Raw genomic sequence first — 14,827 nt, forward strand, 5'->3', positions numbered from 1 at the left:
GAGATGAAAAAACACAGTATATTTTTATTAGTTGCCCTATGTCTTGGGGTTTGCTTTGTTGGCGTTTTTATAACTAAGCATAATCAGCCGTCCGCAGAACAAAATAATTTTGTCCCCAGCAGGATAATTTCAATCAACCCAGCAGCTACAGAAATCATATTCGAACTTGGCTGCGACAAAAAACTTATTGCTATTAGCGATTTTTGTAACTATCCACCGGAAACTGAAAATATTGATAAGGTCGGCGGAGTCATTAATCCCAATTTCGAACGTATCAGTGTTCTCAATCCGGATTTTATAATAATTCAAGGTAAATGTGAAGATATAACAGACTTTTGTAACCACAAGAACATCGAATACATAAATATCAACCTCAGAAATATCAGTGAAATATATCAGGGTATATCTGAGCTAGGTAGTAAACTAGGTTGTCCTGCTGCTGCAGAGAAATTATGCGATAAGATCAATAATGAACTTGAAACTATCAAAATTAAACTTTCATCCACGGAAAAGAAAAAAGTATTTTTTTCACTCTACCGAACACCCGGCACCCTTGCAAGCATTACCTCTGTCGGTCCGGATACCTTTTTAGGTGAGCTAATTGAGATTGCGGGGGGAGAAAATATTTTCAGTGACATAGGACAGGATTATCCGGTAATTTCCAAAGAGACGATTATGAAGCGTCAGCCCGACATTATTATTGAGCCGTATTCCCATTCCGCAGGCGAAAATTGTGACCCAAATGATGCACTTAAAGACTGGTCAAAACTCGGCAAACTCGATGCTGTAATAAACAAAAAACTTTATGTCATCGATGGAGATCTGGTTTTAAAACCCGGCCCAAGAGTTGGCCAGGCGGCTCTTAAACTGGCAAGACTGATACATCCGGAGTTATTCGATGAGTAACTCATTTCTAAATATTGATAATATCAGTTACTCATATTCAGGCTCATCCTGGAGGCTGGATAGTATTAGCCTGGATATAAGTAAAGGTGATTTTATAGGTATTGCAGGAGCCAACGGTTCAGGCAAAAGCACTTTATTAAAAATAGCCGCAGGTATATTGAAGCCTGATAATGGCAGGATACTTCTTGAAGATCAATCCATTACAAAAATCCCAAGAAGAGAACTTGCCCGAAAAATTGGGTACCTGCCTCAACAGGTTAATTCCGCATTTGAGTTCACTGTTAAAGAAGTCGTTTTAATGGGTCGTTTCTGCCACTCAAAAGGTTTAGGGTTAACTACGGCAGAGGATAGAAAAATAGCAGATCACTGTATGAATGCGACCGAAACATTGACTTTTAGAGACAGGTCCATCAATGAATTGTCAAGTGGTGAACGCCAGAGAGTTTTACTTGCGTCAGTTTTAGCTCAGCAGCCAGATATCATGTTGCTGGATGAACCGGTAACAGGGCTGGATCTACATCATCAGATTTCATTTTTTAATTTGCTTGCAGAGTTCAGTAAAAAAGGTATGACCATTATTACAATCACTCATGATCTGAATCTGGCGAGTCAATTCTGTGACAAAATTCTTTTATTGGATAAGGGTAAAAAAGAAATTTATGATTCGGTCGAAAAGGCCTTTGAACGTCTCGGCCAAATGAATGCTTATTCTGATAATATTTCGATTTTCAGACATCCGCACAATCAGAAACCTGCATTATTGCCATATTACAATTTTAGCGAGGAGTCTGCCTGAATATGACAAGGAAAAATATCATAGCAGCAAGTTCCTGCGGTTTTTGCCTATATCTATTATTTGCGATTACTGTAATTCTTTTTTGCCCTTTGGTTGGTGCCGAATCACTGGATATAAAATTAATTCTTCAGGATATACGAGGTGGAAATATACACCAGATCGACACCGATATTTTTATATATCAAAGACTGCCGCGTGTGCTTCTCGCATTTATAACAGGAGCAGCCTTAGCTGTTGCAGGCAATACTTTTCAGATAATTCTTCGCAATCCACTGGTTACGCCATATACGCTTGGTGTAACTGGTGGTTCTGCGGTCGGTGCTTATCTAGCTATTGCATTTCCGGCCATAAGCGGAATACTCGGAAAAGCAGGATCGGTACAACTAATGTCGATGGCTGGAGCAGGAGTAATCGGTTTGCTTATTTACACTGCTTCACGTCGTAAAGCGGGGCTATCAATGTACACGATGCTTTTAGCCGGTGTTACAATAAGCATCATGTGCGGGGCATTTATAATACTCATTCGATACCTGACCAAACCCCATTTGCTCGTTTCACTTGACAGATGGACCATGGGAAGACTTGATATTGTTGGCTTTGACAATTTTTATTCGATTATTCCGTTGGTTGTGATTGCTCTGGCAATGATAGGATATCATGTCCGAAGTCTTAATCATATTTCACTCGGTGATGAAATGGCTATGGGGCACGGAGTTGATGTGGCTTGCGTTCAGAAATATTGTTTTATAGGTGGCTCTATTGCTACCGCTGCTGTTGTCTCAGCAGCCGGGCCAATTGGTTTTATCGGTTTGATCGTTCCCCACGTCACAAGAAAGATATCCGGCTTTGATAATAGAATTGTTATGTTTGGCTGTTTTTGCCTTGGGGGTGCTTTTCTTGTTTTGTGTGATGCAATAGCCAGAACGCTTATCGCTCCAACCGAAATACCGGTGGGCGTCATCACGGCTCTTATCGGCGGACCATGTTTTATATACTTATTGATTAAAAGATAACAGGAGGTTTTTATGGAAGTCCAATTTGAGAAAATAAAATCAAATTCACTTGAGAAAGGATATATTCAGGTTTACACCGGCAATGGAAAAGGTAAAACAACGGCAGCCATTGGCCTCGCTGTTCGTGCCGCAGGTGCCGGACTGAGAGTTTTTTTTGCCCAATTCATCAAAGGTATGCTTTACAGTGAAATTGAAGCACTGGAAAGATTTTCTGAACTCATTACCGTAAGGCAATATGGCAGAGGTTGTTTCATTGACAAAAATCCTGGGCAGGAAGACATAGAAGCTGCCCATCATGGGCTTGAAGATATCGAAATGATAATAAAATTTGAAGAGTATGATGTTATTATTCTCGACGAAGCAAATGTAGCTGTACAATGCAACCTTATTACTGCTGATGAACTTCTTGAGCTTATCAATGAAAAACCATTTGGTACGGAACTTATTATTACAGGTCGTTATGCAAGGAAAGAAATCCTTGCAGTTGCCGACCTTATAACTGAAATGAGAGAGGTCAAACACTACTATCAAAATGGAATACAGGCAAGAGCGGGAATTGAAAAATAAGTTTTCTTTAATGGTATAGCCATGAATCAAATTATATTTGTAACAGGTGGTGCTCGCAGTGGAAAAAGCAGTTTCGCTCTTGATTGCGCCTCAAAATATAAAAACAGAGTATTTATCGCCACTGCCAAGGCAATTGATAAGGAGATGTCTGATAGAATCCAAGCACATAAGAATCAGCGAGGCTCAGATTATAAAACAATCGAAAAGCCTGTAAATTTGTCACAAGCAATATCTGATTTAGAGAATAATGTTGAAATAGCCGTAATAGATTGTCTGACTGTCTGGCTGGGAAATCTTTTTTACAAAATAAAAGAACTGCATCTTATCCAAAACTACATTGATGAATTTGCCTCAAGTATTCGTAAATGTCCATGTAAGCTTGTTATTGTCAGCAATGAAGTCGGCATGGGCATTGTGCCCGGAAATGAATTGACAAGACAATTTCGGGATCAGGCCGGAAATCTGAATAAGAAAATAGCTCAAATCGCTGACACAGTAGTTTTAATGGTCAGCGGAATATCTGTGGCAATAAAAGGAAATTATGAAAACGTTTGGTAAAAAGGCAAAATGCATTTCCATATTAGGAACAGGTTCTGATGTCGGTAAAAGTATAGTTGCTACGACACTGTGTCGTATTTTGAGTGATCGGGGATTAAAGGTTGCTCCATTCAAAGCTCAGAACATGTCAAATAACTCTTTTGTTACAAAGAGCGGACATGAGATAGGTCGAGCACAAATCGTCCAGGCACAAGCAGCAAGGGTTGAAGCCACCGCCGATATGAATCCGGTACTGCTTAAACCATGTACTGATACCGGAGCACAAATTGTTCTTCATGGGAAACCATTCGGTAACTGCCTGGCCTCAGATTATTTTGCTGATACTAATTTTCTTTTTGGTAAAGCCCTTGAAAGTTTAAATAGGTTAAAAAGTAAATACGAAGTGGTGGTTATGGAAGGAGCAGGCTCATGTGCTGAAATAAACTTGAGGGAAAAGGATTTTGTTAATTTCAAAATTGCTCATGCAGCAGAGGCCTCGGTAATTCTTGTTGCTGATATTGACAGAGGTGGTGTTTTTGCACAAATAATTGGCACATTGAACATCATACCTGAAAAAGATCGTCGAGCAGTCAAAGGAATCATTATCAATCGTTTTCGAGGTGATGCGAGCTTATTTGATGATGGAATACAGTATATCGAAGAAAAAACAAATCTTCCAGTTCTTGGTCTTGTTCCTTTTTTCTATCATATTGAAATTGACTCGGAAGATGGAATGCCTATCGAAACAATCATTGATCCGAAAACTGGTCCCGTGGGAAATAAAATCAATATCGCCTGTATCCGGCTGCCGCATATATCAAATTTTACAGATTTTAATCCACTAATTCGTGAAGATACCGTCAATTTTCATTACCTTACAAAGCCTCGAAATCTGATTGGCTATGACTTGCTTATTTTGCCAGGCAGCAAAAATGTCAGAAGCGATATGCAATGGCTGATAGATACTGGATGGGTTGATGCTGTTATACAATACAAAGAAACCAATGGCCTAATTCTTGGAATTTGTGGCGGTTACCAACTGCTTGGATTAGTTATAGATGACCTAGAAGGAATTGAAGGTCAGCCGGGACAAACCAAGGGCCTTGGACTACTTGATGTTGAAACGAAATTGCATCCCCAAAAAATTACGACCAGAACTACTGGTTACTGGATGGGTTTTGAGAATATAAATATCGTAGGATATGAAATCCACATGGGGCTAACTAAACCGGTTGGAAGAGGTAAACCGGTAATGATGCTGAGAAGCAGAAATGAAATTGATGTTAATATTACCGATGGATGGCAAACAGACAATGAAAAAGTTCAAGGTGTTTATCTACACGGACTTTTCGATGAACCGGTTTTCAGAAAAGCTTATCTGTCTTTACTGAAACCAGAAATTTTCAATTTTTATGATGAACCATCAAGTGTTTCCTTGCCTGAATTTCGAGAAGAACAATATGACCTGCTGGCGAAACATTTTCAAAAGTATGCAGACATTAAAAAAATACTTAAAAGTTGATATGTCAATTGGAGCATAAATGAAAACCAAGCCTTACACGATGCTGTTGATGATGCTTGCAGGCTGGATCAATCGACAGCAGCAGGAGGCGATAAATTTTCTCATGGAAGAGAACAAAATCTTAAAGCACGAGCTTTTAAAAGCTACGGGCAAAAAGCGAATCATCTTAAGTAATAAACAAAGACGGAGATTGGCTATTCTTGCCAAGCGAGTTGGAAGGAAGATGCTGTTTGAAATTTCTTGTGTATTTTCGCCAAATACGCTGCTCAAATGGTTTAGAAAACTGGCAGGGAAAAAGTATGATGGCAGCAAGAATCGTAAGAAGTTCGGAAGGCCTCGAATATCTGATGAACTTAAACAGCTTATTATAAAAATGGCCAAAGACCACAAACATCTTGGCTGCAGACAGCTTCATGGCTATCTTAAGTACCTTGGCTACAAAGTTTCACCGGCTACTATTAGCAGAGTATTAAGGGAGCACGGCATCGAGCCTGCTCCAGACAGACCTATTAAAACAACATGGAACGAATTTATCCGTGCTGAATGGGGCTCACTTATAGCAATCGATTTCTTCAATATTGAGGTGTTAACCTTAGGGGGCATAATTCGCTATATGGTTCTGTTTGCGATTGACTATAAAACAAGAAGAGTTGAAATTCTTGGTATCACTCCTCAGGCATACGGTGACTGGATGAAGCAGATAGCAAAGAATCTGACAGATCCTTTCAATGGATTCAGTAAGGGCAAGAGTTTTATTATCATGGATCGAGATCCATTATTCACCCAGGAATTTCGTGACATCCTTGATAACTCCGGTGTGAAGCCCATAAGGACAACCGTTGCTTCACCGAATTTGAATCCCATGGCTGAGAGATGGGTTCGCAGCATAAAATCCGAATGTCTCAATAAGATGATTATCATGGGTGAGAAGCATCTGAGGTATTGTATCGATCAGTATTTAATCCATTACCATACGAGCCGTCCGCACACCGGGCTCGGTCATAATATGATTGATCCGCAGCCTCAAGGCAAAGGCAAGATAGTACGCCATGAGAGACTCGGCGGATTACTGAAATCATGGAGGAGAGCGGCGTAAAGTTATTTAACAATTTGGTGTTTTGATTAAGGAGCATATAGAGAAGGTCTATACTCACTATGATAAAACTGCATAGTGTCTGAATTGATGGCTATCTGATCTCAGGAACAGATGCATTTTAACCAGCATCTGTTCTTTGAAAGGCAGGTCTGGCCAATTTGCAGGATAATACGACTTTTGAAGCGCTACTGGAACGGTTAATTTTAAATGCTTCAGAGGATGTTTAAGGCCCCTTAAGCTTTGGAAGATTTAGAGAGCATCGTAAGCCGTTTAGAGGCCTTTGATTTATAACAGATATGGACATTCAATTTTATAATATATCGTGTGAACTAAGGGACGCGTACCAAAACGCGTACCAAATATGCACCTTTAGTACTACTTTAGTTTAACTTTGATTCTACCTTGGTTTTCATAAGTCTTTATTGACACTGCATTAACCTCTTTCTGGCAACAACTTACAATCATAGAGCATCGGACTGTCGATCCGAAGGTTGAGGGTTCGAGTCCCTTCGCGTTAGGATAACTTTACCCGACTGGTCATAACTTAAACCTATTGGCAGCGGTACTTGCAATTCTCCTCGGCTGGCTTTGTTTAGAATGCCTCCTCGAAGACGAGCTCGCAGCATATGGAGTTCAGCTTCGCTCATTGTACCCTTCATCCCAAGCAGCAGGCGATCATTAAAATGGCTGGGATCATAAAGACCATCTTCATCTAATATCAAAGTGTCCGTTAAAGCACATATCTCAAGAAGACGGTGCCAGTCACTGGAGTTGCGGGCAAGACGAGAAACTTCCAAGCCTAAAACTATACCTGCCTTGCCCATTCCGACATCAGCAACAAGCTTTTGAAAGCCTTCACGATCTTTAGCAGATGCACCGGATTGCCCCAGATCACTGTCAATGACAATTACGTTGTCATCGGTCCATCCCAATGCAGTGGCTCGCCTGCGAAGATCATACTGCCTTCTGGTGCTCTCTGTGTTATGGAATACCTGATGGATTGTTGATTGTCGGATATACAAATAAGCGTCACGCTTGAGATGTTCGGGACGTACTTTTTGATGATGAGTATCGCTGATCATAATGCCACCTCCTGCAATGTCGATAGAACCATCTCTGAGATAGTCATCACCATTCGGCTCCGAATCGTATCAGGTACAGCTATATTTGTATCGGGTACAGAGATGGCAGGTACAACCGTTTGCTGCTGAGATGATTCAATTTTTGAGAAGGCATATACCCATGCCAAAAATCCACGATGTATCAACAACGACAGCCCCCATCCCTGGCAACAGTAGTCTCTGCCCTCCAGTATCATTTGGCGTAATTGCTCGTAACGTTCAAGGCAATGGTCAAAGCATTCGCCAGACTCTGATAAATTTACAGCCCTTTTTTTAATTGACGCTGCAGTGCACGTTCGATACTGCGGGGATGTACGCTTAATCCGAAATGTTGTTTTATACGAGTTGCTAGATCCGTTGCCTGAAGAGTCGCTTTTTTGTTTTTGCAGGCTGAGATAAATGCCATTACATCTTCGGTTAATTTGTGGGCATGCCTGGGACCTCGCTGATGCGGCATTAGACCGGCTAATCCGTGCTGGTCGTAAGCATGCTGTATCTGGTAGTATGAAACACGAGAAAAACCAAACTTTTTTGCCACCTTCGAAACTGATTCTCCATCCTGCCGCACCCGTCGAAGCATTTCGTACTTGACCTGCAGCATATCCCTTGGGTCGAAAAACTCGCTGCCTGAAAATAGATCGTCCGCAACGTTTTCCGGATGCGCATTTAATGTGCCGTTTTGACCAAGTGCTTCCAGTTTTACATCGCCATAATCTTCCATGATATCGATCTCCTAAACAAGACATTTTAACTGTTAGTCTTATTATGCCGGAAATCAGGGAGTTGTCAAGTAAAAAATGTCGTAAATCACTACAGGATAATGCCGTTAAAGCTAATCTAAACACAAATAAGGCCTGTTTCGGGAAGCTGATAGCCGGCATAATAAGATTTACACAAAAGGCATAATTTACTTTGCGCTCAATTGGGATTATTGGGCATGTCATTATTTGCCCTCCACCATGAAATCATCGATTAGCCCAACGAGTTCAAGTAGTTCCCTGAACCGGAAAGCACTGCGGCCTTGAGAGATGAAATTAAATGGATGAGGTTCATAAATGCTTGTCCAGCAAGCAGGTATGGATGTCAATCGCCCATCTTCCTGACGATAAAATACTCGATCTTCGCCCCAGGTTTGCTTAAGCGAAACGATCTGAATCTTTGTGTCGTACAAAGGATGAAAAGGATGGGTGATCGTGCAATATCGCACCTGATCGTTCCCATCGGGTGCAGTTGACATAGTAGTCAAATCCCTTTGCGGAACGCTTTGTAAGATCCATAAAACATGAGTGCCTTAACAAGATGATCATCATGGGTGAAACACACCTGAGGCATATTGTTTCTGAGTATATAACTCATTATCATACAAGCCGCCCGCATACCGGGCTCGAACACAATATGATTGATCCACAACCTCAAGGTGATGGTGAAATCGTTTGTCATGAGCGTCTTGGCGGATTATTAAAATACTGGAAAAGAGCAGCATAAAAAGAATGTGACAATTTAGTGTCTTGATTTAGAAGCAAACAGAGAAGGTCTATCCTTGCTATGGTAAAGCTACATACGGTCTGAATTGACCATGGGTTCTGTCTAATGAATCGGTGCCATACAAACAGATACCTGTTCTTTCTAGGACAGATACCGACTATTTGCCAGATGAGACCACTTTTGAAGCGCTTCTGAAATTTCTAATTTAAGCAGATTAAGATGCTGTTCAAGTCACAAAAATATAAAAGGCTCTTAGAATTGAAATATGAAAGCTTTAGGGGCCATTTGTATTTTATGAGTTCGTCAAAAAGTTCGTCAATTTGCAGTGGATACTGACTTGTCAGCCACTTGTTATTGAGTTGTCAACCACTTGCAACCCTCAATTGACGCTCAAAAACGCCATTTAAGCCCTTGTCTAAAAAGCACTTACGCGCCCAGCCAAGGACTGTCGATCCGAAGGTTGAGGGTTCGAGTCCCTTCGAGTACTCTGTCGCTGTCCAGAGACCTGCCGGTCATTCCGCAAACCGGCGATACCTTCAGGCTTGTAATTGGAGGGTTTTTCAGAAGCTCAACCGAAACATTCGGGTACGTTTTGAAAAGATAGAATCGTCTGCCACGTGATTTGCCCGAAGATGGAGCGATTATGGTAAGAGAGCAAAACGATAGAACTTTTGGCAGAGAGGTTTAGAGAGTTCCGGGCCAGTTCGGCGGAGAATTTACCGTTTTATTGGCAGCCCAAAGAAAACAGAGAGCGGTAGGATAGAACCGCCTTAAGCCATAAATCACCCGAAACCCCCCAATTTTACGCCAAATATGCGGATATTGAGAAAGCCCAGCCATTTTCATGACCGGGCTTCTTCGTTAATCGTTAGCAGTGGTTTTTACGCCACTGGTTGTTTTTGGCTCCTCGAGTAGGACTCGAACCTACAACCTAGCGGTTAACAGCCGCTCGCTCTACCGATTGAGCTATCGAGGAATAATCGCTATTCAGCGTGCAATAGACGGGATATACTACTAATTTGGCGTTCGCTGTCAAGCAGGTAAATCAAAAAAGAAAGTAAAAACGTTGAAATTTTTCGTTCTCATTTGCTTAGCATATAAGATTTGGCAGCAACCTAAAGCCGACTGATCTTTGAACTGTGCAGCTTAGCGGTTAATCCGCCTGCGCGCCTGCCCGTATTTTCGCATGTCTATTTGAGCAGTTTATCGAACATATCCACGGACAGGCAGTGGCGGAGTTTCTGCAGGGCTTTCAGCTCGATTTGTCTTGCGGTTTCCTGGCTTACGCCGAGCTCTTTCCCAATCTGCTTGAGCGTTTTCTTCTTTTTCTTAATCAGTGAGGGGTCGTCGAGGCCGTAATGGCTCTTCACTACAAACTGCTCCTTCGGATCGAGATTTGCCGATATAACCTCATCGAGATCCCGCCCCGCCTGCTCAACCACAGGCACAGAGCTTACATCCACATTCCTCATATCCGTATGCATCGAATCCTCCAGAGGCAGCGAATCAGAAGGCGTAATTCTTGCGAAGCTCCGCACCACCGCCCAGCCGGCATACGTTGAGAATCGAAAGCCCTTTGTGTAGTCGTAGCCTTCAATCGCCCTGAAAAGAGCCATATTCCCCTCGCTTATCAGTTCAGCAAAAGAAATATGTTTGCCGATATGCTTAGCGGCTATATTTATAACCACCCTCAGATTAGACTGAAAAACAGCATGCTTTATCCTGCCTATCTCTTCGAGTCTGCTCTGCATTTTCTGAAGCTTCTTCCCTGAAGGCGAGGAAAGATTAAGCGTTTTCTTTTCCTGCTGGTGAAGCTTTTTCAAACAGTTGTATTTCTTGAACATCTCGAGTTCATGGTCTCTTGTTGCAGGCTTTATTCTGTTTATCCTGCTGATATATCTGTTCACATCATCAGGAGATGTGCTCACCTCAACGTGTGAAGGCAGAAATATCTTTTTCTCTTCGATTTTTTTCATCTGAGCGGGTTTTTGGAAATCAGGTGAATCAACAAAACCCAGCTCTACAGCTTCAATCCTCTTTGCCTTGCTTCGATTGATTGCCCTGTACACGCTGGAACGGCTGCATCCGAGCATCTTGCAGATATCGCCTACGCTCTCCCCGCCGGCATACAGCTCGCTGATCTGTTTCTGGATTTTACTGTTTACCCTGCCCTTTCTCGGGAGATAGATATTGCTTTGCTCGCTTTGTTCTGCGTTTTGAAGGCTGCTTCTGATTGTTTCAAAGCTTCGGTGCATTTTTTCAGATATCAGCTCGGCAGCTTTGCTCCTTGCGATCTCAGGACGTTTTTCTTTGAGCTGTTTTGAAAGCTCGAGGATTTGTTTTCTCTCTTCTTCTGAAAGCCTGTTGAAGTTGGAGGCCTTTGTTATTATCTCCGGATTCTGCTTTTTGAAATGTTCGAAGGCCTGCTGAGTAATGGCGAGCTTCTTGATGCCGTCTTCAAATACGAGGTATCTGACTATAAGCCCGAACCTTTTCCATCGCCGGATTGTTTTATCGCTCACTCCGAGCATCTCAGAGAGCGAGGCAATCGAATATGCCGGGTGATTAAGCATTGCCGCAGGCTGGCTTACTGTTTTGCTGAGCTCAAGGACAAACAGCCTCACATCCGCCTGAACACTGCTGCCTTCGAGGATCTCGATTTCGCCCTCTCCGCCCGGGTTGTAGCCTGTTATCTTGCTGCAGACAAATTCATAAGGATACTGCTTGCCGGAATCGAGGAGGAAGTATAGCGATTCGGCTTTCTCGAGCATCTCCAGCTTCACCCGTATCGGCGAGAAGCGTACATCTGCAAGCAGTTCTTTGATTTTGTCCGTTTTGAAATCAGCCATAATGTTTTCCGTTTATAAACTCTGCAAAGCGATTATAATCGAAATATCAAGGCAAAACAAACTTGCCTGACAGTTTTGAGAGCCTGAAGGCAAAGAGACGGGGATGAACAAACAAAAAATAACAATTTGCATTCTTGCTGCATTAGCTCTGCTGATTATCTTGGCCGGCTGCGGGCGTGACAGCGTAAAAACCAGCACAAGCAGCAGCAGACTGCACATGGATACTGTTGTGAGGATTACTGCCTCAGCACGTTCTGAAAGCGAAGCGGAAAGGGCAATTGAAGCAGGGTTTACGAAGATCAAAAGCATCGAAAAACTTATGGACAGGCACAATCCCTCCTCAGCGCTTTCCAAGATAAATTCAAACTCCGGAAGTTGGGTTCAGTCAGACAGAGATATTATAGAGGCGATCGAAACCTCCAAGCAATTCAGCCGCCAAACGGGCGGGGCATTCGATATTAGCATAGCTCCGGTAATTGATTTATGGGCCGGGGCAGCTGAAAAAGGGCAAAAGCCCTCGCCTGAAAAGCTCAGCATGGCAAAATCGCTCGTTGACTATCGGAAAATCAAAACAGACCGCAGAAAAGGGCGGGTAAAGCTTGCTGAAAGCGGGATGAAGCTCGATCTTGGTGCGATCGCCAAGGGCTATGCGTTAGACAGGGCCAAAGAGGCGATGAAAAAGGCCGGCGCAGCAGGCGGGCTGATAAACGCAGGCGGCGATATCCTCTGCTTCGGCAAAAACGCAAGTGCAGGCGGCTGGAAGATTGGCGTTCGAAGCCCCGAGGCAAACGGGCAGAATGATATTGAATGCATACTTGAGATAAACTCGGGGGCCATAGCAACCAGCGGGGATTATCTTCGCTTCTACGAAATCGAAGGAATCAAAACGAGCCACATAATTAATGCCTCTACGGGCAAAGGCAGCCTGCTTTTCAAGAGCGCAACGGTTTTTGCGGATAATGCAGCAGATGCAGACGCCCTTGCAACCTCGCTCTCTCTTTTAGGCAGAGATCAGGGGCTTAAGCTTATAGAATCCATTGAAGGTGCTGAGTGTTTTGCGATAGCCTCGAAAGGCGAAGAGCGGATAAAATCATCCGGCTGGGATAAGCTTATTCTTCAGCGGTATTCTCAGGAGGAACATTGAGATAATCCAGCGTTTTTCCGAGAATCTCCTTCACCACCGGCGCTGAAACCCTTCCGCCGGAATAGCCCATCCCGAGGCTCCTGTCCGGCTTCCTTATGGATACGAGCACCAAAGCCCTCGGCTCTTCAAACGGAGCCCCGCCCACGAAAGAAGCAGTGTAATGCTTATTGCTGTACTGACCGGTGGCAGGGTCGTATATGTTGGCGGTGCCGGTTTTGCCGAAAACGGTGTATTCCTCCATTGCTGCATTCTTTCCCGTCCCGTCTTCTGAGTTTACCACGCCGGCGAGGGCATCCATTATAAAATCGCAGGTGTCTTTAGAGAAGATCTTTCCGTATCGCTCAAAGTCTGCCCCGAGCTGCTGTACGGTATTCCCGTCGTTGTCAATCACCGCTTTGGCAAGGTATGGACGCACAGACCGTCCGCCGTTTGCTGCTGCGCAGTAGCCCCTGAGGATTTGTATTCCGGTAATCCCGATTTCCTGCCCGAACGGGATCCTTGTAACTGAATATCCCGTCCATTTGTCCAAAGACCTTATCTCCGGGCTCCTCTCTCCCGGGAGGTCTATATCGGTTTTGTAGGTAAAGCCGATCTTTTCGAGGCATTCGTAAAGCCCTTCTTTGCCCAGAATAAGCCCGATCTTTGCCATCCCGATATTGCTCGAATTAACCAGAATCTCCTTGAGAGAGAGATTTCCGTAGCGATGGTAGTTGTATTCCTTAATTCGCCCGGAGCCTCTTCTGTAGAACATTCCGTCTTCGCAGTCTATTATTCTGCCCTTGCTCACAGCGTTCATATCAACGGCTCCCGCCATAATCAGCGGCTTAACCACACTGCCCGGCTCAAAGAGGTCGGTAATTGCTCTGTTCCGCCGGCTTGAAGGCTCAGATTCCTCGAGGTTTTCGGGATCGTAGTTCGGGTAGTTTGCCATCGCCATCACGCCGCCTGTCTGCGGATTCATAACTATTGCAAACCCGGATTCCGCCTTAAACTTTTTACACCTTTTCTCAATCGCCTCACGGGCGAACATCTGAATTACAGAATCGAGATTCAGTATAATGCTTTTGCCGTTTTTAGCCCCTCTCGACCCGCTGAGCCTGCTTACAGGTCTTCGGCCTGAATCTACCAGAAACTTCTGCTCGCCTTTTTCGCCTGAGAGCAGATCGAAATAATACCGCTCGAGCCCTTCGCTGCCGGCCTTCTGCTGGCCTGCATACCCCACAGTATGGCAGAAAAGCCTCCCCATCGGATACTCGCGCTGCCAGCGGTAGTCTATGCCCGTGCCGTATAATCTTGAGCGGGTTATTTCATCGGAGTTTTCATCCCAGCGATACTCGAAGAGCTTGTCGAATTTCGTCCTCTGCTGCTGAGATATTCCTTCTTTTACGACAATATGCCTGTATCTGTCTTTCGGGGTGTTGTAAATTTTCTTCTCTATGCTGCAATCCGGCAGCCCCAGAAGCTCTTCAAGCTTTGCGATAGTCTCGTAACGGGCGGTGTAATGCCGGCGTGATTCATTCTTGTAAGGGCTCAGCATAGCTTCCCCGTCTATAAACACATCCTCCTTGAGCTTGCTTACCGCCAGAAGATTGCCCCTTGCATCAACGATTACGCCCCTTCTTGTCCGCTTATTAACTGTAAGCTCGAACGCATCGAGCCTTTTCTCAAAAGCAGGCCTGTGCTCTGAAACTATCATAACGCACTTAACCGCCGCAGCGCAGGCCGCTGCAAGGATTAAGGCAAATATAAGATTCATCCTGTGATTGTTTTTTTTCAAGGGCGTTTCCTGCG

General features: G+C 43.7%; 13 protein-coding genes, 1 tRNA gene and 2 pseudogenes. 9 read left to right on the top strand and 7 right to left on the bottom strand.

The window, feature by feature from the left end; translation table 11 throughout:
- The first annotated feature begins 3 nt into the window (after positions 1–3).
- The 7 genes from L21SP3_RS08530 to L21SP3_RS08560 are packed head-to-tail and all read left to right on the top strand — an operon-like array spanning position 4 to position 6,437.
- Positions 4–906, top strand: coding sequence for an ABC transporter substrate-binding protein (locus L21SP3_RS08530; RefSeq protein WP_077540591.1), 903 nt, complete (start codon positions 4–6; stop codon positions 904–906).
- Positions 899–1,702, top strand: coding sequence for an ABC transporter ATP-binding protein (locus L21SP3_RS08535; RefSeq protein WP_077540593.1), 804 nt, complete (start codon positions 899–901; stop codon positions 1,700–1,702). The genes L21SP3_RS08530 and L21SP3_RS08535 overlap by 8 nt, the downstream gene beginning before the upstream one ends.
- Positions 1,703–1,704: 2 nt before the next feature.
- On the top strand, positions 1,705–2,715 hold the full coding sequence (locus L21SP3_RS08540) for a FecCD family ABC transporter permease (protein WP_077540595.1): 1,011 nt from the start codon (positions 1,705–1,707) through the stop codon (positions 2,713–2,715).
- A 12-nt stretch (positions 2,716–2,727) separates the two neighbouring features.
- The gene (locus L21SP3_RS08545; RefSeq protein ID WP_077540596.1) at positions 2,728–3,282 is read left to right on the top strand and encodes a cob(I)yrinic acid a,c-diamide adenosyltransferase; all 555 of its coding nucleotides are present in this window, start codon (positions 2,728–2,730) and stop codon (positions 3,280–3,282) included.
- A gap of 21 nt (positions 3,283–3,303) precedes the next feature.
- Entirely contained in the window at positions 3,304–3,840 is a 537-nt protein-coding gene (cobU, locus tag L21SP3_RS08550) for a bifunctional adenosylcobinamide kinase/adenosylcobinamide-phosphate guanylyltransferase (protein WP_077540597.1), read from the top strand.
- Positions 3,824–5,341, top strand: a complete 1,518-nt coding sequence (locus L21SP3_RS08555) for a cobyric acid synthase (RefSeq protein ID WP_077540598.1) — start codon at positions 3,824–3,826, stop codon at positions 5,339–5,341. The genes cobU and L21SP3_RS08555 overlap by 17 nt, the downstream gene beginning before the upstream one ends.
- Before the next feature lie 19 nt (positions 5,342–5,360).
- Positions 5,361–6,437, top strand: coding sequence for an integrase core domain-containing protein (locus tag L21SP3_RS08560; RefSeq protein WP_077540599.1), 1,077 nt, complete (start codon positions 5,361–5,363; stop codon positions 6,435–6,437).
- Between the two features lie 515 nt (positions 6,438–6,952).
- On the opposite strand, the pseudogene L21SP3_RS08565 reads toward L21SP3_RS08560, so the two are convergent.
- The 4 genes and pseudogenes from L21SP3_RS08565 to L21SP3_RS12385 form a co-directional block, all read right to left on the bottom strand.
- Positions 6,953–7,519: pseudogene (locus L21SP3_RS08565) on the bottom strand (recombinase family protein); the annotation flags it as partial.
- Positions 7,516–7,707: a hypothetical protein gene (locus L21SP3_RS08570; protein ID WP_123785173.1), complete on the bottom strand. Its 192-nt coding sequence runs from the start codon at positions 7,705–7,707 to the stop codon at positions 7,516–7,518. The gene L21SP3_RS08570 and the pseudogene L21SP3_RS08565, both read right to left, overlap by 4 nt.
- A gap of 110 nt (positions 7,708–7,817) precedes the next feature.
- Positions 7,818–8,279 carry a helix-turn-helix domain-containing protein gene (locus tag L21SP3_RS08575; protein WP_077540601.1) on the bottom strand — a complete coding sequence of 154 codons (462 nt, stop codon included), beginning with the start codon at positions 8,277–8,279 and terminating at the stop codon, positions 7,818–7,820.
- A 222-nt stretch (positions 8,280–8,501) separates the two neighbouring features.
- On the bottom strand, positions 8,502–8,795 hold the full coding sequence (locus L21SP3_RS12385) for a DUF5372 family protein (RefSeq protein WP_077540602.1): 294 nt from the start codon (positions 8,793–8,795) through the stop codon (positions 8,502–8,504).
- A 20-nt stretch (positions 8,796–8,815) separates the two neighbouring features.
- On the opposite strand from L21SP3_RS12385, the pseudogene L21SP3_RS08585 reads away from it, so the two are divergent.
- Positions 8,816–9,043 (top strand): annotated as a pseudogene (locus tag L21SP3_RS08585) (integrase core domain-containing protein); the annotation flags it as partial.
- A gap of 900 nt (positions 9,044–9,943) precedes the next feature.
- On the opposite strand, the gene L21SP3_RS08590 reads toward L21SP3_RS08585, so the two are convergent.
- Positions 9,944–10,019: transfer RNA gene (locus L21SP3_RS08590), tRNA-Asn, on the bottom strand.
- A 214-nt stretch (positions 10,020–10,233) separates the two neighbouring features.
- Positions 10,234–11,892: a sigma-70 family RNA polymerase sigma factor gene (locus L21SP3_RS08595; RefSeq protein WP_077540604.1), complete on the bottom strand. Its 1,659-nt coding sequence runs from the start codon at positions 11,890–11,892 to the stop codon at positions 10,234–10,236.
- A gap of 103 nt (positions 11,893–11,995) precedes the next feature.
- Here L21SP3_RS08595 and L21SP3_RS08600 point away from each other — a divergent pair, with 103 nt between their 5' ends.
- Positions 11,996–13,036 carry an FAD:protein FMN transferase gene (locus L21SP3_RS08600; RefSeq protein ID WP_077540605.1) on the top strand — a complete coding sequence of 347 codons (1,041 nt, stop codon included), beginning with the start codon at positions 11,996–11,998 and terminating at the stop codon, positions 13,034–13,036.
- Here L21SP3_RS08600 and L21SP3_RS08605 read toward each other — a convergent pair.
- On the bottom strand, positions 13,002–14,813 hold the full coding sequence (locus tag L21SP3_RS08605; protein WP_077540607.1) for a peptidoglycan D,D-transpeptidase FtsI family protein: 1,812 nt from the start codon (positions 14,811–14,813) through the stop codon (positions 13,002–13,004). The two genes, L21SP3_RS08600 and L21SP3_RS08605, sit on opposite strands and share 35 nt — an antisense overlap.
- Positions 14,814–14,827: the final 14 nt, after the last annotated feature.

The organism is Sedimentisphaera cyanobacteriorum (assembly GCF_001997385.1).
Lineage (GTDB): Bacteria > Planctomycetota > Phycisphaerae > Sedimentisphaerales > Sedimentisphaeraceae > Sedimentisphaera > Sedimentisphaera cyanobacteriorum.